17 protein-coding genes are annotated in these 22,622 nt (G+C 52.1%); 13 read left to right on the top strand and 4 right to left on the bottom strand.

What is annotated here, in order from left to right; all coding sequences use genetic code 11:
• Positions 1-79: 79 nt before the first annotated feature.
• A complete protein-coding gene (locus HMF8227_RS13360; RefSeq protein WP_109340655.1) occupies positions 80-1,309 on the bottom strand; it encodes a permease in 1,230 nt (409 codons plus the stop codon).
• Positions 1,310-1,642: 333 nt separating this feature from the next.
• Between HMF8227_RS13360 and HMF8227_RS13355 the strand changes: the two genes are divergently transcribed.
• Positions 1,643-2,098 carry a host attachment protein gene (locus tag HMF8227_RS13355; protein WP_109340654.1) on the top strand — a complete coding sequence of 152 codons (456 nt, stop codon included), beginning with the start codon at positions 1,643-1,645 and terminating at the stop codon, positions 2,096-2,098.
• 143 nt (positions 2,099-2,241) lie between these two features.
• Entirely contained in the window at positions 2,242-4,572 is a 2,331-nt protein-coding gene (locus tag HMF8227_RS13350) for a helicase-related protein (protein ID WP_109340653.1), read from the top strand.
• 58 nt (positions 4,573-4,630) lie between these two features.
• Here the strand turns inward: HMF8227_RS13350 and HMF8227_RS13345 are convergent, their stop codons facing one another.
• Both HMF8227_RS13345 and HMF8227_RS13340 read right to left on the bottom strand, forming a co-directional pair.
• The gene (locus HMF8227_RS13345) at positions 4,631-5,110 is read right to left on the bottom strand and encodes an aminoacyl-tRNA deacylase (protein ID WP_109340652.1); all 480 of its coding nucleotides are present in this window, start codon (positions 5,108-5,110) and stop codon (positions 4,631-4,633) included.
• A gap of 142 nt (positions 5,111-5,252) precedes the next feature.
• On the bottom strand, positions 5,253-7,925 hold the full coding sequence (locus tag HMF8227_RS13340; protein ID WP_109340651.1) for a M14 family zinc carboxypeptidase: 2,673 nt from the start codon (positions 7,923-7,925) through the stop codon (positions 5,253-5,255).
• Positions 7,926-8,107: 182 nt separating this feature from the next.
• Between HMF8227_RS13340 and HMF8227_RS13335 the strand changes: the two genes are divergently transcribed.
• The 4 genes from HMF8227_RS13335 (at position 8,108) to HMF8227_RS15275 (ending at position 14,166) form a co-directional block, all read left to right on the top strand.
• Positions 8,108-9,760 carry a response regulator gene (locus tag HMF8227_RS13335; RefSeq protein ID WP_109340650.1) on the top strand — a complete coding sequence of 551 codons (1,653 nt, stop codon included), beginning with the start codon at positions 8,108-8,110 and terminating at the stop codon, positions 9,758-9,760.
• 71 nt (positions 9,761-9,831) lie between these two features.
• Entirely contained in the window at positions 9,832-11,508 is a 1,677-nt protein-coding gene (locus HMF8227_RS13330) for an acyl-CoA dehydrogenase family protein (RefSeq protein WP_109340649.1), read from the top strand.
• A gap of 136 nt (positions 11,509-11,644) precedes the next feature.
• On the top strand, positions 11,645-13,816 hold the full coding sequence (locus tag HMF8227_RS13325) for a penicillin acylase family protein (RefSeq protein WP_275425507.1): 2,172 nt from the start codon (positions 11,645-11,647) through the stop codon (positions 13,814-13,816).
• Positions 13,813-14,166 carry a penicillin acylase family protein gene (locus HMF8227_RS15275; RefSeq protein ID WP_275425506.1) on the top strand — a complete coding sequence of 118 codons (354 nt, stop codon included), beginning with the start codon at positions 13,813-13,815 and terminating at the stop codon, positions 14,164-14,166. Before HMF8227_RS13325 ends, HMF8227_RS15275 begins: the two co-directional genes overlap by 4 nt.
• Before the next feature lie 80 nt (positions 14,167-14,246).
• Here HMF8227_RS15275 and HMF8227_RS13320 read toward each other — a convergent pair whose 3' ends face one another.
• Complete coding sequence (locus tag HMF8227_RS13320) at positions 14,247-14,903, bottom strand: PilZ domain-containing protein (protein WP_109340648.1); 657 nt, start codon at positions 14,901-14,903, stop codon at positions 14,247-14,249.
• Positions 14,904-15,418: 515 nt separating this feature from the next.
• Here HMF8227_RS13320 and HMF8227_RS15210 point away from each other — a divergent pair.
• The 7 genes from HMF8227_RS15210 to HMF8227_RS13285 are packed head-to-tail and all read left to right on the top strand — an operon-like array spanning position 15,419 to position 22,620.
• On the top strand, positions 15,419-16,639 hold the full coding sequence (locus HMF8227_RS15210; RefSeq protein WP_109340647.1) for a methyl-accepting chemotaxis protein: 1,221 nt from the start codon (positions 15,419-15,421) through the stop codon (positions 16,637-16,639).
• 35 nt (positions 16,640-16,674) lie between these two features.
• On the top strand, positions 16,675-17,043 hold the full coding sequence (locus tag HMF8227_RS13310; protein ID WP_109340646.1) for a response regulator: 369 nt from the start codon (positions 16,675-16,677) through the stop codon (positions 17,041-17,043).
• Between the two features lie 8 nt (positions 17,044-17,051).
• Complete coding sequence (locus HMF8227_RS13305; RefSeq protein ID WP_109340645.1) at positions 17,052-17,378, top strand: STAS domain-containing protein; 327 nt, start codon at positions 17,052-17,054, stop codon at positions 17,376-17,378.
• Positions 17,379-17,387: 9 nt separating this feature from the next.
• Complete coding sequence (locus HMF8227_RS13300; protein WP_109340644.1) at positions 17,388-19,574, top strand: chemotaxis protein CheA; 2,187 nt, start codon at positions 17,388-17,390, stop codon at positions 19,572-19,574.
• Entirely contained in the window at positions 19,571-20,086 is a 516-nt protein-coding gene (locus tag HMF8227_RS13295; RefSeq protein WP_109340643.1) for a chemotaxis protein CheW, read from the top strand. Before HMF8227_RS13300 ends, HMF8227_RS13295 begins: the two co-directional genes overlap by 4 nt.
• 18 nt (positions 20,087-20,104) lie before the next feature.
• Complete coding sequence (locus tag HMF8227_RS13290) at positions 20,105-21,775, top strand: methyl-accepting chemotaxis protein (RefSeq protein ID WP_109340642.1); 1,671 nt, start codon at positions 20,105-20,107, stop codon at positions 21,773-21,775.
• A gap of 32 nt (positions 21,776-21,807) precedes the next feature.
• The gene (locus tag HMF8227_RS13285; RefSeq protein ID WP_109340641.1) at positions 21,808-22,620 is read left to right on the top strand and encodes a CheR family methyltransferase; all 813 of its coding nucleotides are present in this window, start codon (positions 21,808-21,810) and stop codon (positions 22,618-22,620) included.
• The last annotated feature ends 2 nt before the right edge of the window (positions 22,621-22,622 follow it).

The raw sequence follows: 22,622 nt of genomic DNA, 5'->3' as shown, positions 1-22,622 counted from the left end.
GCGCAAGTAATACGCGGTCTTTGGTCTTGCTGTACGGCCAGACTATCAGGGAGCCTGTTTCGTTGGCTCCCTTTTTCATTCAGACCGGTATCACTGGCACGAACAAGCCTCCCACAAGCCAGAGCACCGCGATTACAACCAGCACAGAAAGTATCTTATCTGACAAGGAGGCTGTGCCATGGTCATGATCCGAGTCCTCTTTACCCCTCCACCAGAGTATCATCAAGCCTGCATTTAAAATCAGCAAGATGACGTTGAGAACCAGTTGATAATTCACCTGGAAAAAGTCGCGTTGACCCGGCGCCGCCAGTGATGAGAAGTCAGGCAGCATCCCCAGGTATGCCAAAGCATAATGCATTGCCAGTGCGGCGATGATGATCGCGCTCAGCATGATGGCAAGCAGGTAAAGCGCCATTTTCCAGCCATAGTAGCGAGCATTAATACGTAGCACCGGTAACACAACCAGATCCGAGAAAATAAACGCCATGACACCGGCAAAGGTCACTCCCTGACCAAACAACACTGCCGCCAGCGGGATATTACCCATGGAGCCGATAAAGGTAAAAAACGCGGCCACAGGGCCTACGATGACCTGTGCAAGCACGCTGGTAAAATCTGGGTTAGCGGCATCAGCACTGCCAGCGCCGACAAACAGAGTCTGAAAGAAGCTGGCGGGGACCATGGCCGAAATAATGCCGGCGACGGTAAACCCAATCAACACGTCTTTCCATACCATTTGCCACTCCATGACATAGGTCTGGCCGATCCGCTGCCAACTCTCGCGACTGGTGAGCTTAGTTTTCCAGTTTTGCTCAGAGTCACCACCGCTATGATCATGCTCATGACTGTCGGCTTGGTGTTCACGCGCCTGTGCTTCCAGGCGGCGGGGGCGAGTAATCTTAATGAGCAACCAGGTCACCAGAATCAGGATGATGCCGCCGACATATTCACCGACAACAAACTGCCAGCCCAGGAATACCGCGATCACCATACCAAGCTCAATGACCAGATTTGTGGAAGCCAGCATAAAGGCCATGGAGGGTGCCAGGCCAGCTCCTTTTTTAAACAGGGCGCGGGTCGTGGATAGCGCTGAAAAGCTACAGGAGCTTGATATAAAGCCAAAGAAAGTCCCCAACATCATGCTCTTGGGACCATCTTTCCCCATCGCTTTCTGCATCCGACCACGAGTGACTAATACCTGAATCAGACTACTGACAATATAACCTAGGATAAACGCCCACAGGGCCATCCAGAAAAAGCCTATGCTGGTGAGCGCAGCCTGATGCCAAAGGTTGGTAAAGTGTTCCATTAATTCCTCCCAGTCTTATTAAAACCTAACAGAGGCTAAGCGAAGCTAAAACTAGCGGTTCTTATCGTTTCCTGTGGCTGGCAAGATTGCAATCCAAGCTATCTCGCTTGTGTCGTGGGATGAGAAACACACTCGAGAGGTCCACCACCGTTGCTATGAATAAAACCACCTTGAAAAATTAGTTTTGGTGCACAGCCTTGGTACTGGGTGGCCGCTTTCAGTGATTCGGACTCACTGGAGTTATGTCGTGAACGACTATACTTGAACGTAGCTGCTTTTATCGGCAGTTGCAGGTTTTATGAGGTTTACATTTATTCTCAACGAGGAGGCACTATGACCACTTGGGTTGTCGCAGCCGACGCCAGCCGCGCGCGTATTTTTTCACGCGAACGTCCAGGGGACGAATTAATCGAATTGGAAGCAATGACTAATCCTGAAGCGAGACTCTCCGAACAAGGGTTGGTCACCGACAGAGGAGGCGCCGCCACGAACGGCACTCAGGGAGGAATGCACGGCGTGGATGGAGAGCATGAGTTCAAGGAACATGAGATGGAAAAGTTTGCGAAACACGTTGCAGAGCGGCTCTACAAAGCGCGCATGGAAAAGCACTATCACAAGTTATATGTGATGGCCGCACCGTCCTTTTTAGGCCTGCTGCGCAAAAACTATCACAGCGAGGTGAGTCATGTTCTTGCGGCTGAGGTGGATAAAAACCTGACTCTTCACTCAGAAGCAGATATCCGTAAACACCTGCCTGGCAACAACGTACCAGAGGTGGCAGGCTTCTGATTCACCGCATATCAGGGAATCGCCGGTAGGTGTCGTTTCTTACCGGCGGTCTGTCGTTATAGTCGTATTACTTGCTTGTGTGACAGCTTCGGCCGGGCAGGTTACCATCTTGCCCTTTCGTTCTAACCGTCACATTCCGCATTATGCCTTCACTGCCCATTGATGAGCTTGCCTCACAGTTTCGTCAACAACTACGAACACACGATCTGGTGGTGACCGCCGAGACGGGCTCAGGTAAATCGACCCGCTTACCTCTGTGGGCCAGTGAACAGGGCAAAGTCTTGGTGGTCGAGCCCAGACGTATCGCCTGCGTGGCTCTGGCCCGTTACCTGGCCAGGCAGCGTGATGAACAGCCCGGTGAGTCTGTCGGCTATGCCATTCGGTTTGAGTCCCGGGTCAGTAAAGCTTCTCAGGTTGTTTTTGTAACGCCCGGGGTGGCTTTGCGCTGGTTGAGTGAAGATGGCCTGGCCGGTTATGCGGTGGTGATGCTGGATGAATTCCACGAGCGGCGCTGGGATACGGACCTGTTGTTGGCGCTGCTGAAGAAACGCCAGCAGCATCGATTGCTGCTCACGTCGGCCACGATTGAATCGGAGAAAATAGCCCGGTTTGTTGGTGGCCAGACGCTGCACGCCGAAGGGCGCACTTATCCGGTGACGATTCGCCATCAGTCCGGTGACCTGCGGCAGATGCCTACGACTCGTCAGTTGAGTCAGCGGGTTAAAGGGGTCATAGAGCAGGCGTTGAATGAGAGTGATAAGGATATCCTGGTGTTTTTGCCGGGCAAGAAGGAGATCCGCGAGGCCATGGAGGCCTGTCAGACATTACCGGTTTTGTGTCTGGGACTGCATGCCGGCAGCGATGAGCAGACTCAGTCACAGGCTCTGAATAAACAGCCAAGGCAGAGGGTGATCTTTACCACCAATGTGGCGGAAACCTCCCTGACTATTCCCAACGTAGGAGTCGTGATCGACTCAGGACTGGAGAGACGCACTCACCTAAGAGGTGGGCGTATGGTGCTGGGATTGGACCCCATCGCGATGGATGCCGCCGCTCAGCGGGCCGGACGGGCCGGGCGCACCAGTGCCGGGCTCTGCATTCGCCTTTATGGCCAGCATGCCCCGTTAAATGCCACCACGCCGGTGCAGCTGCAGCGCGAGTCATTGGAAGACTTTGTGTTATCCGCAGCGTGCTGCGGTGAGGATGTAACGGTGTTGCCACTGTTATCCCCACCCGACGAAAAGGCGCTGCAACGGGCACTGACTCTATTGCAAGAACTGGACGCTATCGACCAGCAGCGAGTGGTAACGGCGCATGGACGGGCACTGCATCCGTTACCGGTGGCAATGACTCTTAGCCACCTGTTGGTCAGGATGCCTACCAGCGCCCTTAAGCAAGCGATGGCCGATATTGCGGCGGTAATTGCCGCTGGTGGCAAGACGTATTCGGTGCCTATGGGAGCCGATTGGGAGAAACTGACTGAACAGGTGAACCCCCTGTGTGATGCCAGTTTGCTGGTACGCTGGCTGCGTGAGCCTCAATCCTTGCCGCTAACCTACGATCAAGCCCAGTGGCGGGAAGCAAGGCGATACAGTCAGGCGTTGAGAAGCATCTTTGGCTTGCCGTCACTGGAGGAAAGCGAAACATTTGACCGCTCTGAGTTAGTGGCCACGACTCTTAAGGCGAGCCCAACGTCGGGCTTTGTGAAGCGGCGTAACCGTCGCGGTGCTTTTGGTAATGGCGATATCGAGGTGGTTCTGGGGGATGCGTCCATAGTGGATGAGCAGAGCGAAGCCATTGTGGTGCTGGATAGCTTTTCATTAGCTGGCAGGGCGGTAAAAGACAGCAAGACCTTTGCCACCGTGGCGATGCCGGTTGGGCATCAGGAGCTGGCGCGGGTCGGACTGGGAGAGCGAGAGTATCGGGAGCCGCGCATTCAGGGTCAGAAGATTGTTCAGCTTGAGGTGCAAAACTATGCCGGCGTCGAAATTATGCGGCGCGAGGTGACGGCCAGTGGGAAAACCCTGTTGGCCGCCTTAACCGAACTGATTGGCCGACAGGCGTTGTTTGCCGGTGTCTATCCACAGTTGGACGAACACATCAATGCTTACGGGCTCTATTGTCAGCTTAAGGGCGAGAAGGCTGTTATTCCGACGCCCAGTGAGCACATCCATAAACGATTAGTGACTCTGGGGGTGGAAAGTCTCGACGATTTGGCACTTATCGAAGCGCATGATCTTGCCTTCGACGGTATCCCGGAGTGGGAATTGGCAGACTTTCTGGACACCTACCCTCAGCAAGTGACCTTGCCATCACTGTTGATGACGGTGGACTATCAGCCCGGAGCCAAGCGTCTGACCTTACATTATCACAGTGGGCAGCGCAAAGATCCGCCCAAGCGCTGGGAACTGCCGGCCTGGTCTGGTTGGCGCATTCGTTACCAAAAAGCCAGTAAGGTGGTGGATATTAAGTAAGGCACCATCGGTTGGATAAGAAAACGGGGGCCGAGCCCCCGTTTTAATTACCACTGGGCTAGTGCATATATTCGTAACTGAAGCTGGCGTGATGAGCGCCTTCCATCAGTTGCCGGAAGCTGTCACGATCCATCTTGATCAGCGTTTCATGGTCGCCGGCTTCCAGATAGATCTCATCCTGGTCCATCAGTGCATCGTCGTAGATGCAGTCCATGTTATAGGCCTGAGCTATGGGCGGAATCGCACCCAGATCACAGTCCCGAAACAGCTTGTACACATCCTGCTCGTGCAGCAGGTGGAAGTCCCTGTGTAACTCATCTCTGAGCCGGGCTATGTTAATCTTGCGGTTGGTAGGCAGCACTGCCATGAGTTTACGGCCCTCATGATCTTCCAGTACCACGGCCTTAGCGACCTGAGTAAAGTCGATTTCTGCCGTAATCGCTGTGCCCACCGAACTGTGGCTGTGTTGGTGTGAGCGGGTCTGATAAGCAATATGATGCTCGTTCAGGTATTCGTTAATGCGTGGGGTCATAGACATAAAACGCCTCCCGGTTGGACGCGTGGATTCGCTCAATAATTATAGTTGAATTTTTGCAAACCAGTGCCTTAAAGCACCGAGCGAAAAGGTTTTGCAAGATGGGTGACGGCCTGTTCTCACAGAATGGGAACAGGCCTTTTTGCTACTGTGTCACAGCCGGGGCCAGAAACAGGGCATTCATCAGCAATACATTCAGCCCATCCACCTGGGCGCGGTAGGTGGGCACCTGGGTAAAACTGATGATCATCCCGTCGCCCGCAGGTTGCCATACCAGCAGGGGTTTGTAGGGCAGTTGTTGTTTGGACTCGTCCCATAAAAAGCCGCTGGCGATCAAGTTCTCTTTACCGGAAAACCAGGCGATATTGCGGCCTTTATCGATGTCGATAGGGGCCAAAATGGTGTTGCCGTTAAACACGCTGGTGACCTGAGACTTAACACCGGCGCTCAGCCAGTGACCCGGGTCCACCTCGGCATTCACCAGCGCGCCAGACACCCATGAAGGATCGGCGTGATGCGCACGGATCTCCTCCAGCATGGCGCGTTTGGAGTCGATGGCAATGCCGTTTACGACGTTTTCCTCGGCTGGCTTTTCAACGCCCTCTTCAGGAATGGCACGTTCTATCTTGGTGTCCAACAGTCCGGCTTTTGCTGCCCAGCCCGAGGCATTGCCCAGAGTTAATAACACACCGCCGCCTTTAACCCAGCGCTGAATTTTTTCGACAACTTTCTCGTCAAAGACCTCGTCGTAGCTACCGCGAGTCTCGGGTAAAATCAGCACATCCAGTCCATCCAGCTTGTCGCTGACCAGGTGTTGGGTGCGGATGGCCATCACCGGGTAGCCCATCTGCCGCTCGATGACAAAGCGCGTATTACCGGCGTTATATTGCGCCACAGGCTGATCCCAGGCCATGGCAATAGTAGGCGCATACAATGAATGGACCCTCGGTGACCCGAAGCTGGGACCTTCAACGACCCAACTACTGTTAACCCCGTGAAGGGTCGCACCGGTTTGCTGCACCAGTGTCTGTAATCTGTCTAACAGATCCTCCCGAGGATTATCGGCCAGGGTCAGAATCAGTGAGCCGCCGGCGAACTTACCGGCTTTATCGTGGCGGAAGGCCTCCTCGCTCTGCTTAACCGAAAGCCCCTGGCGCAATGCGGCTGTCAGGAAGCGTCCGGCGTTCATATCGCCCCAACGCACCAAAAAGGCCACCGAAGCGTTGGGATTGATGATTTTGCCAGGCTGAATACGACCTTCGGTGACTGTCTGGCGAGCCATATCCGGGGCATCATCACAGTAATCCATTTGCAGATTAAACATCTGTGGCAGTGACCAACCGGTGACATCGTAAATCTGATCCGGCAGGTTGTTGTGGCGGCGCTGACGTTGTTTGTCCAGAAAGTCATCGGCCATGTCGATCTGCTTATCGGTCAGGGTGCGAATCAGTCGGTGGGTCGGCTGGGCCAAATCGATGACATAGGCTCCCTCGGCGTAGTCCTCGCCACAAAACTCGAACTCCTGAGTAGCTTGCTCTACCTCAATGCCCTGTTCTACCAACAGAGAGGCCAGTTTGCGGGCCGCAGCTGGATCATCCTGGGCAGGTAAAATCAGGCTGCGCTGGTCGCTGTCCTCACCTGCCTCAATAGACTGCTGTCGATATTGCCAGAACTTTTCCAGCAGCGGTGTGCGCTTTTGTGACACGGTCTCGATGGTGGATAGTGAGGCAATAAAGTGACGTTCGACACCGTCGGCGTAGGTCAGCAGATCGCCGTCTTTTTGTCTGAATTGATGACCCCGGGCCGAAGCCATTTCGTAGGTCATGGCAACCGAGCCATGGTACAACGGCCAGCTGGCTCCATAGCCGGGGTAGAAGGCGTCGTAAATCTCGCGGGTGAAGAAGTCAAAGCCCTTGGCGTCGAACCACTTGCCGTTATTGCGGCCAATCCAGTCCAGGGTTTCGCGCTGAGGATCGGCAATCAGGGGGTTATAGGGCCGGGCCTCGGGAGTGAAGTAGTAGCTGGAGTCACCACTCATCTCATGCAGGTCTACAAACACCAGCGGATAATAGTCAAGGAACGCTCTGGCCTGAGAGCGGATCTCCGGTTGAGTCAGGGAAATCCAGTCACGGTTCAAATCAAACAGATAGTGGTTGGTGCGCCCTTTGGGCCAGGGTTCGTTATGCTCGGCGCTGCGACGGTCGGCAGAATGCTCCAGCCCTGTGGTCATATAATAGCGACTGACAAAACGGGCCCGGCCGTCGGGGTTCTGACTGGGGACGATAAAAACTAGGGTATTGTCCAGCCATTGCTGTGTTTTATCGCTTGTATCGCCCAGCAGATGGTAAGCCGTCATCATCGCCGCCTCCGGCGAAGATATTTCATTGCCGTGCACGCCGTAGGATAGCCAGACGCTGGCAGGCAGTTCTTTCATTAGCCGTCTGGCTTCAGATTCAGACGTCTGACGCGGGTCCGCCAGCGCCTGCATGCCTGTTTTATAGTCATCGAGCTTTGCCAGATTCTCCGCACTGGATAGCACAGCCACATACAGTGGTCGTCCTTCCCAGCTTTGGCCGTATTGGATCAGTTGAATGCGCTCAGGGTGAGCGGCTTGCAATGCCTGGAAATATTGGTGTACCTGCTCCGGTGAGGAGATTCGACTGCCGATAGGGTATCCAAGCTTCGTTTCAACCCTGGGGGTTTCTGGCTGATAGTGACCTTCTGGGGAGATACGCTCTACTCCGGAGGGGGCGCCATGGCTCAGGGCACTGATGCCCAGTAATGAGAGCGTCAATAAACTGCGTTTGATCGCCTGCATACGATGATCCTGTATTATCTTACTGTTGAAGTACTTTAGTGAAAAATGGCCCACAAAAGATAGTCACTTAGTCTTGTTTTATGGATAACGCGCCGAATATTTAGACGATATAATATGGTATTCAGGTTAAAGGACTCTTGCTGCGTTGCTGTTGCCAAGACTTGTAGTAAACTTAAAGCCCTATGTTCGAAATTCCCAAGCCTAAGTCCGTCGACCAGCTCAGTGCCATCATTATTGATCAGCAGGCGCTGGTGCGTGACTCATTAAAAAACACCTTGTATCGAATCGGCGTGCCCTATATTCGGGGGGCAGATCGCGCCCACCAGGCGATCTCTGAGTTTCGTCAGCGGGATTTCGAATTGGTATTGATTTCGTTCGACCTGAATGCCGACAAGGATGGCTTTCATCTGTTGGAAGAGTTGAAATTTAAAGGCTTTGTGAAAAAGTCCACCTGCGTAATATTCCTCAGCGCCGACACGGACAATACGTTGGTACACAGCGTAGTAGAGATGCAGCCTGATGACTTTTGGTCGAAACCGCTGGATTTGCGCAAGATAGAAAAACGCCTGGGACGTATTTTAAACACCCGACGAAAGCTTTTTAACCCCTTTTATTGCTCCGATAAGGGCGAGTATTCGCGAGCCATCTACTACGCTGAGCGCTACCTTAAAGACGAGCAGTTTAAGGCCTATCAGGCAAAGCTAAATCGTCTGATCGGCGATTGCTTATGTCAGCTGGGGGAATACAAGGACGCCGAGGCTTATTATCGAACACTTTTGAAGTCGGTAAATTTTGGTTGGGTGCATATTGGTCTCACGCATTGTTTATTGAAGCAGGGCAAGATCGAAGAGGCCGAAGCAAACGTCGCCGCGCTGAAGAAACGTAAAGATACCTGCTGCAGTGTGCACGACCTTCTGGCTAACTATTATGTGGATGAGGGCGACTACCCGCGCGCTTATGAAGAAATTCAGGCCGCGGTAAAGCTGTCACCTCGCAACATCGAACGTAACCGGCGGGCCTGGGACCTGGCCAGGCTGAATCACGATCGTGAGGGCCAGTATGTAGCTACCACACACATGGCCAGGTTTGCTAAAAACTCCATCCATGATTCGCCCCAGTTGACCCTGAATATGCTGCGTTCAGGGATTGATTTGTCCGGAGCCAGTGACGAAGAACAAAGCCATCAACTGAACCGAACGGCCGAGCGCCACCTTTATCAATTGCAAAAGAGTTACCCAGGCGAAGAGTTTATCAACCAACTGCTGGTGTTAGAGGCGAGACTAATGGTAAGCCGGGGCGATAAGAAAGGTGCAGAGAAAAAACTGGAGCAGATTCATCGGCCAGAGTCCAATACCGCCTTTGAGGAAAACCTGGATCTGGCTAAGCTTTGGCATGAAACCGGGCACCGGGAAAAGGCGGTGGCGTTGCTCAGGGAGATGCAAAAACATGTGACCGACGACACTTTCTCCGGCCATATTATTCAGCGTTACCTCGAACAGGAACTCGATGAACGCCAGGCAATCCATTTCTCGCCCAAAGAACTCTCCGATATGGCCTCCACTTACTATAAACAGGATCGTCTGGAGCAGGCTCTGTCGTCTCTGCAAAAGGCGTTAACGCTGTCTCCAAGCAGTACCCAAATAGCCCTGAGCACCCTTAAAGTATTGGCAAAAATGGCAGAGCGAGGCGATGACCTGTCCGAACAGCTTGAATTAATGCAATCCTGCGACAAACTCCTGGCTGACGCTAAACTGTCTTCTACTCAGGCCCAGGAACTGGCAGAGTACCGGCAGCAGTTGAATCAGCAGAATATGGAGCCCGTCGAATCAGACTGAGTGAGCTTCTGGTCTAACCTCTCGGCTTTCTGCTAGATTGGTGGTATCGGTTCCGGAAAGTGAATACCCCCATGTCTGAACAGTTCGCCGATGTTACGGCACAAACTCATGAGGTCATCAACCAGCCCTCGCCCTTAGAAAATTATAATGCTTATACCACCGACACTCTGCTGCGCTACTGGGTGACACAATTTGGTGGCCAGTGGGGCGAAGAGCACTTATCCCGTTTTGGTCATCAGGTCGGTCATGAACTGCTTGCCGCCGGGTTTGAGGCCAATAAGCACCTGCCCGAGTTTCAATCCCATGATCGTTTTGGTCAGCGTATCGACAGGGTTGATTATCATCCGGCCTATCACCAGTTAATGAGCCATGCCATTGAGCAGGGGCACTGTGCTTTGCCTTGGACCGATAAGCGCCCGGGCGCCCATGTGGTTCGCGGGGCCATGGCGTACCTGCATACTCAGGCCGATCCCGGCTCCGGCTGTCCGTTAACCATGACGTTTGCCAGTATCCCGGCGATTTCAGTGCAGCCTGATGTGGCAGAGCGCTGGGTGCCTAAGATCCTCACCAAGGCCTACGACGGCAGTAACCGGCCCTGGTTTGACAAATCTGGTCTGACTATCGGTATGGCGATGACGGAGAAACAAGGGGGCTCTGACGTGCGAGCCAACACCACGCGAGCTGTGCCCGTTGACCAGTCCGGGCCGGGTAATCTCTACAGCTTAGTGGGGCATAAATGGTTCTGCTCGGCGCCCATGTGTGATGGCTTCTTAGTGCTCGCTCAAGTGAATGACAAGCTGTCCTGCTTCCTGGTGCCTCGCTGGCGGGAGGATGGCAATAAGAATCCTATGCATATTCAAAGGCTGAAAAGTAAGTTGGGTAACCAGTCTAACGCCAGCTCCGAGGTGGAGTTTCGCGGGGCGCACGGTTGGTTGTTAGGTGAAGAGGGTCGCGGAGTGGCCACCATTATTCAGATGGTGGCGCTGACCCGTTACGACTGTATGCTTGGCTCTACCGCTTTAATGGCTCAGGCCGCCAAGGAGGCCATCTGGCATACCGCCGGCCGCAACGTTTTCGGCAAGAATCTGCATCAGCATCCATTGATGGTCAATGTGTTGGCCGATTTGGCCTTGGAGTGGGAAGCCGCGTTAGCCATTAGCCTGCGCATGTCCCATGCTCTGGATAACCGGGACAACCCGGCTGAAGCGGCGCTGGTGCGCAGCGCGACGAGTATTGGCAAGTACTGGATTTGTAAGCGGGCCATTCAACACACCTATGAAGCCATGGAGTGCATCGGAGGAGTCGGCTATGTAGATGAGAATGTCACCGCCCGGTTGTATCGTGAGGCGCCGGTCAATTCGATTTGGGAAGGATCGGGGAATGTGCAGTGTCTGGATTTACTGAGAATACTGACTCGTGAACCGGACACGTTAAATGCGTTGCTGGCTGAACTGGAAAAGGGCTGTGGTGAGTACACCTCATTTGACCGGGCGTTAGAGAAACTGAAACAACAGCTGGCCGAGCAGCAGGGTATTGAAGCCCGCGCCCGTCAGTTAATGGAGCAGTTGGCCCTGTTGTGGCAAGCGCAGACTTTAATAAGTTATGGTGAAGGTTTTATCGCCGAAGCCTTTGTGTCCGCGCGGCTGACCTCCGACCGCTATCATCAATATGGAACCCTGCCCAGCGCTATCGACGCCGGGGCGATTGTGGAACGGGCCATGCCAGAGCTTAATAGCGACGCCGATTAACGATCGGTTGAGAAGTCAGTGACTGGTTTATTTGGGACCAAATGACACTTTGGAATTGCAGGACCGACCAGTAGTGGGCAATACTGAGTGATTGTTATAAAAATGTTGATAAAGAACCCTAACCAAGGATACGCCAATGGAATATCGCAATCCCGTGTTTCGCCTTAGCCTGATGGCAGCGGCCATAGTGGGCTTATCGGCCTGTTTCGACAGTGACTCAAAGCTGGCAGTAGAAGTGCCAGAACCGCCAGCTACTGAGCAACCCGAGTCCCTGCCACCTCAGCCAGAGCTTGCTACCTTCGCGCCTGAAGGACAGGCACTGACCGCTCAGATCAACTGGACCGATTATGGCGTACCCTATGTTAAGGCCGATAACTTAGAAAGCCTGGGCTTTGGAGTGGGGTATGCCTTTGCCAACGACAACATCTGTATTCTCGCCGACCAGATTGTAAGGTTTAATTCAAAACGTTCTTTATATTTTGGGCCCCACACACCGGGAACAACTGATAACGCCAATCTGGTCAATGACTTTGGTTATCTGGCGCTGGGCATTCGCGATAACGCCGAGCAGCACTTCGAGGACCTGAGTGACGAAGCTAAGGCCTTACTGAATGGTTATGCCGAGGGCTATAACGAATATCTGGCTCGCACCGGCAGTGCTAATATCGACCCTGGTTGTGCGGGGCAGCCTTGGGTACAACCCATTACCCCCATGGATCTGCTGACTTTCTCTCAGGGGGTTGCCTTATTACCGGGGGCGGCTAACTTTGTTCAGACCATGTTTATTGCCGCACCTCCGGGCCAAAGTTTCGAGCCTATGCCCGTCGCGGGGGCGGTTGCTGAACCGGTGAAAACCAATATTTCGGTACGAGGGATTCCCGATCCTAATCCCACTGAGGCGGGGTCAAACGGCTGGGCGATAGGTAAAGACAAGAGCGCCTCTGGCAAAGGGATGTTGTTAGCAAATCCGCACTTCCCTCATACGGGTAATCAGCGTTTCTGGCAGTTTGGTATTGAAGTTCCCGGTTCATTGAAAGTCGTGGGCGGTTCTTTATCGGGTATGCCCGGAATCGTTAACATCGGCTTTAATGAAAATGTGGGCTGGACCCATACGTTTTCTACCGCTGAGCACTTTGTCTTACACCGCCTGAAGCTGAACCCGGACGATACTGCGGGTACCAGCTATATGGTGGACGGCGAGCCGGTGGCAATGACTACTAAGACCCACCAAATTCAGGTGGCTACAGGCCCAGGTAGCTTCGTGACATTGGAGAAAACCAGCTATCACACTCAATTTGGCCCGGTTATTGTGGTACCGGGACAACTGCCCTGGGGGACAGACTTTACCGGCGATGCGGTGGCATACACCATTAACGACGCGAACCTGCCTAACTTCGATATCTTCGATCATTGGCTGGGGCTAAACCGGGCCCGCAATATGGACGAGTATAAGGCGGTATTCGAGCAGGAGACAGGCATCGTATTTAATAACGCCATGGCGGTGGACAAAGACGGCAATGCGTTCTATACCGATGGTTCCTCGGTGCCCAATCTGTCACCAGACGCAGTGGAGGCCTGGCAGAATGACCTTTTCCATCAGCGTTTGAGTGATGCGGCGGGGCTGCCCATTGTGCCGGGTGACTCGGCCCTGTTTATGACTGACGGTAAAATCCCTTTCGAACGGGCACCACAACTGGAACGCACCGATTTCGTGCAAAACTCTAATAACAGTTACTGGCTGAGTAATCCGGCAGCGCCACTTGAACTGTCGCCCTTGTTCGGCCCCACTGGAGTTGAACAAAGCTACCGCTCTCGGATGGGACAGAAGCTATTGGCAGAAAAAGAGACGCTGGCGAAAGATGATCTGGTGGCGGCGTTGACGGACAATCGTAACTTCCTGGGAGAAGAGTTATTAGAGCCTTTGTTGGCGGCTTGCACCGCCCAGGGTGTCCAGCCGGTGCTGGTGGGCGATGAGCTTGTCAGTATTAAGCCTGCCTGTGATGCTCTGGTGCTATGGGATGGTACGATGAATAAGGCAAGTGCCGGCGGCATGATGTTCCGTGAGTTTGCTATTGAGTTTGGAAAAGACCCGCAATGGCAGGTGGCTTTTAACCCAGCGGATCCCACAAATACCCCACGAGAGTTGGATGCGAACAGCATTGTCATGCGTCAGCTAGCCGTAGCACAGCAGCGTATTGTGGAAGCGGGGCTGGATCCGGCTGCGACGTTGGCAGACGTTCAGTTTGTGGAACGTTCTCTGCCTGATGGATCGCCATCGGGTAATCGTTTGCCCTGGGGGGCGCCATGAACTACGAGGGTGGCTTTAACGTCTATCGGGCGAACATGGGCAATGATGGCACCCTGCTTCCGCGCCATACCTATGAGAAAATGGAAGGCTCAGAGTTAAGTGATGAAGCGGGCGGCTATCATATTACTTATGGTTCTAGCTGGAAGTTTGCCCTTGAGTTTACCGACGAGGGGCCTGACGCGGATGGCATTCTGACTTACTCTCAGTCGCGAGACATTCAGTCCGATCATTACCTGGATCAGACGGAGCTATACTCACAGCAGCCACAGCTACGCCCGATCTATTTCAGTAATGAGGACATTGAAGCCAACACCATTAAGTCAATGACCCTGACGGAGTCTGAAAACTGAGCGCAGACAATCCTGGGCAAGACGCCCATTCACATAAAAAAGCCTGCTGAACGCAGGCTTTTTTATGTGAGAAGGAAGCATCAGATGCTTGCCAGTACCGTTTCTGGTGGCGCACTTTCAAATTCAATTCCCACTGACAGCAGGCCGTCCTCGGTTCGCTTTGAGTTGCGGATAATGCCATCCACACTGCAGGGTTCTGCCTGATGCTCAAACACGACCTGAATCGGAAGGTGTTTTACCGTTTTGCTGCTGGTTGGCTCTTCAAAAATGAACCGACAGCCGCCTTCGGAGATGTCGCTGATGCGGCCCTGGATGAGCGGTGAGCTGCGGCTGTGCTTTTTTCGGACTGTGATCTGAGCAGGCATATCCGTAGTGCGCCGTTTTGTCTCCCGAATCGGCCGATGCTGGATTTCATCGGGAAAGCCGATAAAAAATGTACTGTACGGATATTTCAGCGTGTGTGTCACTTCGGACTTAAAGGCATAACAGGCGCCCACTTCGCCCTCGATCATAAAGCGGCCGATCACCACCATGCCGGTAAGCGCGACCGATGAAGGAAGAAGGGAAGAGTCAAACTGAAACACCATAAATTCGCCGCTGTGGTGGCCGACTAACGAACTGAAAAATCGAGTTCGGGAGTGATCCAATAATTGGATATCAAACTTATGTCCGGGCTTGATATGCTCCTTCCAGGCCTTGCTGGTAAGCATCTGATGACGAGACAGGGTGTCGTTCATCGACTCCTCCTTGTAGCGCTATTCACTTAAAATATTCTTTGGGCATAAACAGCCTCTTTGGCTCATTTTGCTTTAAGTCTGTTGTCTATATTCATCCTGATTGACGGGTTTCTGGTGAGTAATTCCCCAAAGCACACCATCGGCATATAAGGCTACAATTTGATACAGATCAAATGTCGTTTTTCGGTATTCTGCTAGGTGTCTCTAAGTGTGCTATTAAACATACTAAAGATTGACAGCTAGGGCACTCTCTGCGGCCATGAAAATCTTTATCGCCCAGCCTTCATATGCGCTTGTCAGGCAAACGCTTCGAGTCTATCAGTTATTAAATAATATAACACTGTTCGCTGTCTTTCCCTTAACTCTTAGGTTTATTAGTCAAAATTTCATCAACTCCTGTATGACATGCTATAGATTATATGGAATACTAAAATCTAATGGAAAGATGCCGTTACAGCAGTCGCTGGGTTTTTTTGCCTCTTGGAAGGGGCTTTATTTAGTGGAAGAAGAGCTTAATGAATCATGCGCAACAACCCTCGGGAAACGGGTATTTCCAGCGACCTTCACTCTGGTTAACCCTAATGGCCATAGTGCTCCCCGCACTGGCGTTACTGGTGTTACAAGGTATGACTCTGGTCACAAGCTTATTAGTGATTTTAAGTCTAGGCTTGTTAGTAACAGCCCTGTTTACAGACTACTCCCAATGGCAAACCTATCAGCAAGCGCTGGCCCAACAGGTGGAAAAACCGGATTCAGAAGCTTCTCAGGCCGAGGCTCTGGTACAAAATTATCAGGAATTATTTCTGGCTCTGGTGCCTTTGTGGAAGGGCCTGCAAGAGTTGGTCAGTGATCAGGTCGAAACCAATATTAACGACCTGGTGCAGAACTTCACTCAGATTAACGATCGCCTCCAGGCCTCGGTAAAAGCTTCCCACTCCTCTACTCAGGGGATGGACGGACAGCAGGGACTCAGTCAGGTGATTAATGCGGCCGAGCAGGATCTCAAGCAGATCACCGAGGTGTTGCGTCATGCGATGGTCAATCGAGACGAGTTATTAAAAGAGATCGGTGAACTGGCGGCGATTACGGATGAATTAATGGAAATGGGTGCTGAGGTCGCTGGTATTGCTTCGCAAACCAATCTTTTGGCGTTAAATGCTGCCATTGAGGCTGCCCGAGCGGGTGAGCAAGGTCGAGGGTTTGCGGTGGTGGCTGATGAAGTGCGCACACTCTCTACCCGGTCAGGTGAAACCGGGGCTCGCATTACCAAACGTATTGAGCAGGCCAACAGTACCTTACAAAAAACTCTCTCCCGCACCAATGAACTGGCTGGGGAAGATGAAAAGCATCTGGCAGATGCAGAAGAAAAAGTCTCTGGGGTAATCCAACGGTTTCATCAGGTTGGTGAGAGCATCATTCAGTCGGCACAGGATTTGGAGAGTACCAACGAGTCTGTGCAACAGGATATTAATGCTGTTCTGGTGGGTCTTCAGTTCCAGGATCGGGTATCCCAGATTATGGGGCATGTTGAGCAGGATATGAGCCGGTTGACGGAACGTTTGGAAGACCATCGGGACGCCTATCAGCGTGGGCAGGATGTGACGCTGGTGAATGTGAACGAATGGCTGGGTGAGCTTAAGAGCACCTATACCACCATGGAACAGGCAGCACTGCATGATGGAGGAAGCCATCAAAACCAGAGGGCTCAGAAGGAAGATGAGATCACCTTCTTTTAACCTAAGAACTACGAAAACTAGGAGACAACGTCTTTATGGCTAAAACCATACTGATCGTCGACGATTCTGTCAGCATTCGACAGGTTGTTGGTATTGCCCTGAAGGGCGCGGGCTTTGATGTGATCGAAGCCGTCGACGGTAAGGATGCTCTTTCCAAGCTGGATGGTAAGAAAATTCATCTGGTGATATCCGACGTCAATATGCCCAATATGGATGGTATTACCTTTGTCAGCGAGATGAAAAAGCTGCCAGCCTATAAATTCACGCCAGTGATCATGCTGACAACGGAAGGTGCTGAGGAGAAAAAAGCCGCCGGTAAGGCAGCGGGGGCCAGAGCCTGGGTGGTCAAGCCCTTTAAAGCAGATCAGATGTTGGCGGCGGTCAATAAGTTGATTCTTCCCTAGGGGGGTGTATGGCATTTACCTGTTCGCAGAAAGCCGACTTTAGCGTGATAGAAGCGGATCAAGAGCTGACCATATTCAATGTGGCGGAATGCGCTGAGGCGACAAAGCCGGTACTGGCAGCCAAGACAGACAAAGTGCTGTTGGACCTAACTGCCGTGCAGGACTTTGATTCGGCAGGACTGCAATTGGTGCTTTGGCTACTGCAGCAGATGATCAAGGCGGACAGGGAGTTTTCACTAATTCTGGGTGACAACGATGTCATTACTCAGGTATTTAATTTGTATCAGATACCTGAGGATTTCGCCGACCATTCTGGATCGCAGGCAGAACACTAGGAGTCGCTTATGGATATGGATCAGGCCCAGCAACTGTTCATCAATGAAGCGGAAGAACTGCTTGAGACCATGGAAAGTTGCCTGCTCGAGATAGAGAGCGGAGAGGTCAGTGTCGAAGAGCATATTGACGCCATTTTCAGGGCGGCCCATACCATTAAAGGCTCTGCGGGGTTATTCGGTTACGACAATATTGTTGCTTTCACACACAGTGTGGAAAACGCACTGGATAAGGTGCGTGCCGGCCAGCTAGAACTGGATGAAAGCCTGCTGGAATTAATGCTGGACTGCCACCGGCATATGCAGGGATTGATTCAGTCATTATCGGAACCTGAGCAAGAGCCGCCGAGAGCCGAGGGCGAAGCCTTGCTCACTAAACTGGCAAGGGTATTAGAAGGCCAGGGCGCGAGTGATGAAGCCAGCGAGCTGGAGGCCGCGGATGACCATGAGGTTGAACAGCCAGGCGAGAAGCCTGAAGGGTATGACAGCTTCTGGCATATCCGCATTGAGTATGGCGAGGATGTGTTTCGCGATGGCATGGATCCCTGTTCTCAGTTGCGTTTTCTGCAAACACTGGGCTGCATTGCCGACGTAAAGCTTAAGACTCGCTTTCCGGAATCGGTGGATGAGTTCGATCCGGAGTCCTGCTATCTGAGTGTCGAGATTGAACTGGAGTCCGATGCCAGCAAGCAGGACATCGAAGAGGTGTTCGAGTTTATTCAGGAGAACAGCGTTGTTCGTATCGGGGCCCCCAATACCTATCTGGAGAAAGTATCCAGTTATGAAGGAGATGATGAGCGGGTTGGTGAGGTTTTGGTGAATGCCGGCGCGGTGACCCGAAGAGAATTGCAGCAGGCGCTGAATACGCAGCGCGAGTCCTTGCAGCAAAGTAACGAGGCCGAGCCTCTGGGAGAAACTCTGGTCAAACAGGGGGCCGTCAATAAGGAAATGGTGGAGTCGGCTTTAAGTAAGCAGAAATCAGCCTCGCATAAGCGGCCGGTGAAGATGCAGTTTTTGAAGGTGGACTCAAGAAAGCTGGATCACCTGATCGGCCTGATTGGTGAGCTGGTGACTTCAGGGGCGGCCAACGAGATCCTGGTCAAGCAGCAAGAAGACGAAAAGTTGTCCGAATCCTTCGGCAGTATGTTTTATCTGATCGAACAAATTCGCGATGGCGCCCTTAGTTTGCGGATGGTTCAGGTGGGCGAGTCCTTTGGTCGTTTAAAACGTATTGTCCGTGACGTATCCAAAGAACTGGGTAAAGAAATAGAGCTGCATATTTCTGGTTCCGAAACTGAGCTGGACAAGACGATGGTCGAGAAGCTGTCCGACCCTCTTATGCATATTGTCCGCAATGCCATCGACCATGGCATTGAACCCCGGGAGTTGCGTCAGTATCGGGGTAAGCCTGCAGCAGGGAACCTGCATTTAAAAGCCTACCATGAAGCCGGCGCGGTAGTAATTGAAATCATTGATGATGGCGCTGGCCTGGATCCGGAAAAGTTGCGTGCCAGAGCCATTGAGCGTGAGGTGATCAGTCCGGATGCCAGTTTAACCGAAGAGGAAACTTACAAACTCATCTTCGAACCCGGTTTTTCCACAGCCGAGGCAGTAACAAACTTATCGGGTCGTGGTGTGGGGATGGACGTGGTTAAACGAAATATTGAAGAGCTCCGCGGTCAGGTGTCGATAGAGTCTAAGTTGGAAAAGGGAACGACCTTCCGTATACGGGTGCCGCTGACCCTGGCCATCATTGATGGGTTCCAGGTGTCGGTGGGCGACAAGCCTTTCGTGATACCGGTCAATATGATTCAGGAATGCCTGGAATTTACCGCTGAGCAGCTGTCAGAGGACCGCAATTATCTGAACTTGCGCAACGAAGTTTTACCTTTCGTGAAGCTGAGAGAAATTCTTGAGCTGCCAGCCGGTAAGGTCGACCGGGAACACATAGTGGTTGTGCACTTTGGCGAGCAGAAAGCCGGTATTGTGGTGGATGAGCTGCATGGTGAGTTACAGGCGGTGATCAAGCCCATGAGTGAGATGTTTCGGGCGATCAAGGGAATTGGGGGGACCACCATCCTGGGCTCGGGAGATATTGGCTTTATTGTGGATGTGCCGCAATTGATCGAGCTGGCCTCCAGTCGCGAGAGTCATCGTTACGCAACAACTGTCACCAAGGTGACTAAAGGTGAAGCATGAGTGAACTTAATCAGCTAAGTGAACTTGAAACGGAGGGGAGTCACTTGCATCAGTATTTGACCTTTGTGCTCAAAGGAGAGCACTACGGCATCAATATTAACTCGGTGAAGGAAATCATCGAGTACAGCAATGTTACGGGGATTCCTCTGATGCCTGACTTTGTTAAAGGAGTACTGAACCTGCGCGGTGATGTGGTACCGGTGATCGACCTGTCATTACGTTTCGGTAAGGATGCCACCGAAATTCAACATCGTAGCTGCATCGTGATTCTGGAAGTGCCTCATGAAGACACCAGAGTGACGATGGGAGTGGTGGTGGATGCGGTAAACGAAGTATTGGAGATTGAGCCTTCGCAAATCGAGCCTCCGCCAACATTCGGAGCCAAGATCCGAGCTCAGTTTATTCAGGGAGTGGTTAATGTGGGTGAACAGTTTGTCATTCTGCTGCATGGGGACAAGGTGCTATCGGTAGAAGAAATGGCCGCCATTATCGACAACGTGGTTTCAGAATAGGGTAAGACTGGGGGATATATGTTTAAGAATATGAAAGTTGCGGTTCGTCTTGCCTTGATGGCAAGTGTGTTAACTGCTCTGCTGATCATTGCCGGTTTGATGGGCATTATCGGTATGAAGGGCGAGCACGATGCAATGACTACGGTGTATAAAGACCGAGTCGTGCCGTTGAGAGACCTGAAGACCATCGCCGATATGTATGCGGTAAATATTGTCGACACCGCCCATAAAGTTCGTAACGGCGGCATGTCGTGGGATAAGGGCGCCGATAACGTCGAACAGGCCAGAGACGTTATCCAGCAACGCTGGAGTGCCTACCTGGCGACACAACTTGTTTCTGAGGAACAGCGCCTGGTCAATGAAATAAAGCCGTTACTCAGAGACGCCGATGATGCGGTTAATGACCTGCTGCGCATGTTCGAGAACCGCAATGAGATAGCGTTAGAGAGCTTTGTGCTGAACCGTCTTTATCCGGTAATTGAACCGGTTTCTGATCGTTTTTCCGCCCTGGTAGAAGTGCAGTTGAAAGTGGCCGAGCAGGAATACAACGATTCAGCGGCAAGTTATACGACCTCTATGACCATCAACATCATACTCATCGCGGTGAGTATTATTGTCAGTATTGTGCTGAGTGTGATCATTACCCGCAGTCTGGTCAAACAATTGGGGGGTGAACCTGCTTACGCTGAGCGGGTAGTAAACGCCGTAGCAAATGGGGATCTGACGGTTAAAATCGATCTTAATCCCGGCGATAACTCAAGCATGTTGGCGGCTATTAACCGCATGGTTGAGAAGCTGAGCGATATTATCGCCCAGGTACGTGCGTCAGCAGACAACCTTTCCTCAGCCTCAGAGCAAATGAGCGCAACCTCTCAGTCCATCAGTCAGGCGGCCTCTGAGCAAGCCTCCAGCGTAGAAGAAACATCGGCGTCCATGGAAGAGATGAGTGCGTCCATCAACCAGAATAATGAGAATTCTAAGGTAACGGATGGTATAGCCAACAAGAGTGCACAGGACGCCATCAAAGGCGGCGAAGCGGTTAAGGAAACGGTTTCTGCCATGCGCCAGATCGCGGATAAGATCAGCATTATCGACGATATTGCCTATCAGACTAACTTGCTGGCGTTAAACGCCGCCATTGAGGCCGGTCGCGCTGGTGAACATGGCCGAGGCTTTGCTGTTGTGGCGGCTGAAGTGCGTAAGCTTGCGGCACGCAGTCAAACCGCAGCTCAGGAGATCGGTGAAGTGGCTACCAGCTCTGTGGGCTTAGCTGAAGACGCTGGCAAGCTGCTGGAAGAAATTGTTCCGTCGATTCAGAAAACCGCCGAATTGGTTCAGGAAATCGCCGCAGCCAGCAGTGAGCAGGCCACCGGGGCAGAGGAAATTAATTCTGCTATAGGCCAGATCACCAATGCTACGCAGCAAAACGCAGCATCTTCCGAAGAGCTGTCGTCCACGTCTGAGGAACTGACTGGCCAGGCTGTAGAATTACAGGAAATGATGGAGTTTTTTCAGGTAGACAGTAACAAGCTGAATACCCGGAGTCGTTCATCCTCCTATGTGAAACGACCATCCGCGGGCAAGTCGAGTAGAACGGAAGACAAGGCGGCTGGTTCTAACCAGAATCAGAGTGCTGGCAAGCAAACGCAGGCATCGAAAGACGATGACTTTGACTTTGAGAACTTCTGATTCTGGATTGATGACATAGAGGAATCGCACGAGTGGATTCAGTTGTTCTGTCAGACCGTGACTTTGGCGTTATCCGGGATTGGTTATATCGCAAGGCCGGTATTCATCTCGGTGACATAAAAAAAACCTTGGTCAGTGGGCGTTTGCAAAAACGCTTGCGCCAGTTATCACTAACTGACTTTCGAGCTTATATTGAGCTGTTAGAGTCGGCAGAAAACGGGGTGGAGCACCAGGTGGCGATCAATCTGTTGACCACCAACGAAACCTATTTTTTCCGGGAAAAGCCTCACTATGACTTTTTAGAGCAGCGCATCTTACCGGATACCGACCCACGAAAACCATTTAAAGTCTGGAGTGCCGCATCCTCTACCGGAGAGGAAGCGTATACCACGGCGTTTATTCTTAGTCGCTATTTCGGCAAGCATGGCCAGTGGGAAATAGAGGGAACTGACATCAATACCGAGGTAGTAGAGGATGCAAAGCGGGGCATTTATCCCTTATCCGCGGCAAAAAAAATCCCGCTGGAATATTTAAAGGAGAGTTGTGTAAAGGGGAAAGGCAAGGATGCGGGACTGTTCCGGATTCGGAATGAGCTTCGCAGTAAAGTGAATTTCGGTACCCTGAACTTGATCAATCCCGAACGTCGTTTGGGGCCCTTTGATGTGGTCTTCTTACGTAACGTATTGATTTACTTTTCTTTACCGGACAAGCAAAAGATAGTGCAGAACGTCATCAAAAACCTGAAGCCTAATGGTTGGTTACTGGTGGGGCACTCGGAAAGTATCAGTGGATATGACGAGCGTTTAAAGCAGGTAAAAGCCGGATGCTATCACTACAAGCCATAGGA

It is taken from the genome of Saliniradius amylolyticus (assembly GCF_003143555.1).
Classification (GTDB): Bacteria; Pseudomonadota; Gammaproteobacteria; order Enterobacterales; family Alteromonadaceae; genus Saliniradius; species Saliniradius amylolyticus.
The sequence above is the reverse complement of the archived record's forward strand: the minus strand, read 5'-3'. Positions and strand labels throughout refer to the sequence as shown.

Excerpts from the sequence above, each read along its gene's own strand:
- HMF8227_RS15210 (WP_109340647.1), top strand. The coding sequence starts at position 15,419 with ATGAATCATGCGCAACAACCCTCGGGAAACGGGTATTTCCAGCGACCT.
- HMF8227_RS13335 (WP_109340650.1), top strand. The coding sequence starts at position 8,108 with ATGTTCGAAATTCCCAAGCCTAAGTCCGTCGACCAGCTCAGTGCCATC.
- HMF8227_RS13290 (WP_109340642.1), top strand. The coding sequence starts at position 20,105 with ATGTTTAAGAATATGAAAGTTGCGGTTCGTCTTGCCTTGATGGCAAGT.
- HMF8227_RS13340 (WP_109340651.1), bottom strand. The coding sequence starts at position 7,925 with ATGCAGGCGATCAAACGCAGTTTATTGACGCTCTCATTACTGGGCATC.
- HMF8227_RS13350 (WP_109340653.1), top strand. The coding sequence starts at position 2,242 with ATGCCTTCACTGCCCATTGATGAGCTTGCCTCACAGTTTCGTCAACAA.
- HMF8227_RS13295 (WP_109340643.1), top strand. The coding sequence starts at position 19,571 with ATGAGTGAACTTAATCAGCTAAGTGAACTTGAAACGGAGGGGAGTCAC.
- HMF8227_RS13305 (WP_109340645.1), top strand. The coding sequence starts at position 17,052 with ATGGCATTTACCTGTTCGCAGAAAGCCGACTTTAGCGTGATAGAAGCG.
- HMF8227_RS13330 (WP_109340649.1), top strand. The coding sequence starts at position 9,832 with ATGTCTGAACAGTTCGCCGATGTTACGGCACAAACTCATGAGGTCATC.
- HMF8227_RS15275 (WP_275425506.1), top strand. The coding sequence starts at position 13,813 with ATGAACTACGAGGGTGGCTTTAACGTCTATCGGGCGAACATGGGCAAT.
- HMF8227_RS13300 (WP_109340644.1), top strand. The coding sequence starts at position 17,388 with ATGGATATGGATCAGGCCCAGCAACTGTTCATCAATGAAGCGGAAGAA.
- HMF8227_RS13345 (WP_109340652.1), bottom strand. The coding sequence starts at position 5,110 with ATGTCTATGACCCCACGCATTAACGAATACCTGAACGAGCATCATATT.
- HMF8227_RS13310 (WP_109340646.1), top strand. The coding sequence starts at position 16,675 with ATGGCTAAAACCATACTGATCGTCGACGATTCTGTCAGCATTCGACAG.
- HMF8227_RS13320 (WP_109340648.1), bottom strand. The coding sequence starts at position 14,903 with ATGAACGACACCCTGTCTCGTCATCAGATGCTTACCAGCAAGGCCTGG.
- HMF8227_RS13360 (WP_109340655.1), bottom strand. The coding sequence starts at position 1,309 with ATGGAACACTTTACCAACCTTTGGCATCAGGCTGCGCTCACCAGCATA.
- HMF8227_RS13355 (WP_109340654.1), top strand. The coding sequence starts at position 1,643 with ATGACCACTTGGGTTGTCGCAGCCGACGCCAGCCGCGCGCGTATTTTT.
- HMF8227_RS13325 (WP_275425507.1), top strand. The coding sequence starts at position 11,645 with ATGGAATATCGCAATCCCGTGTTTCGCCTTAGCCTGATGGCAGCGGCC.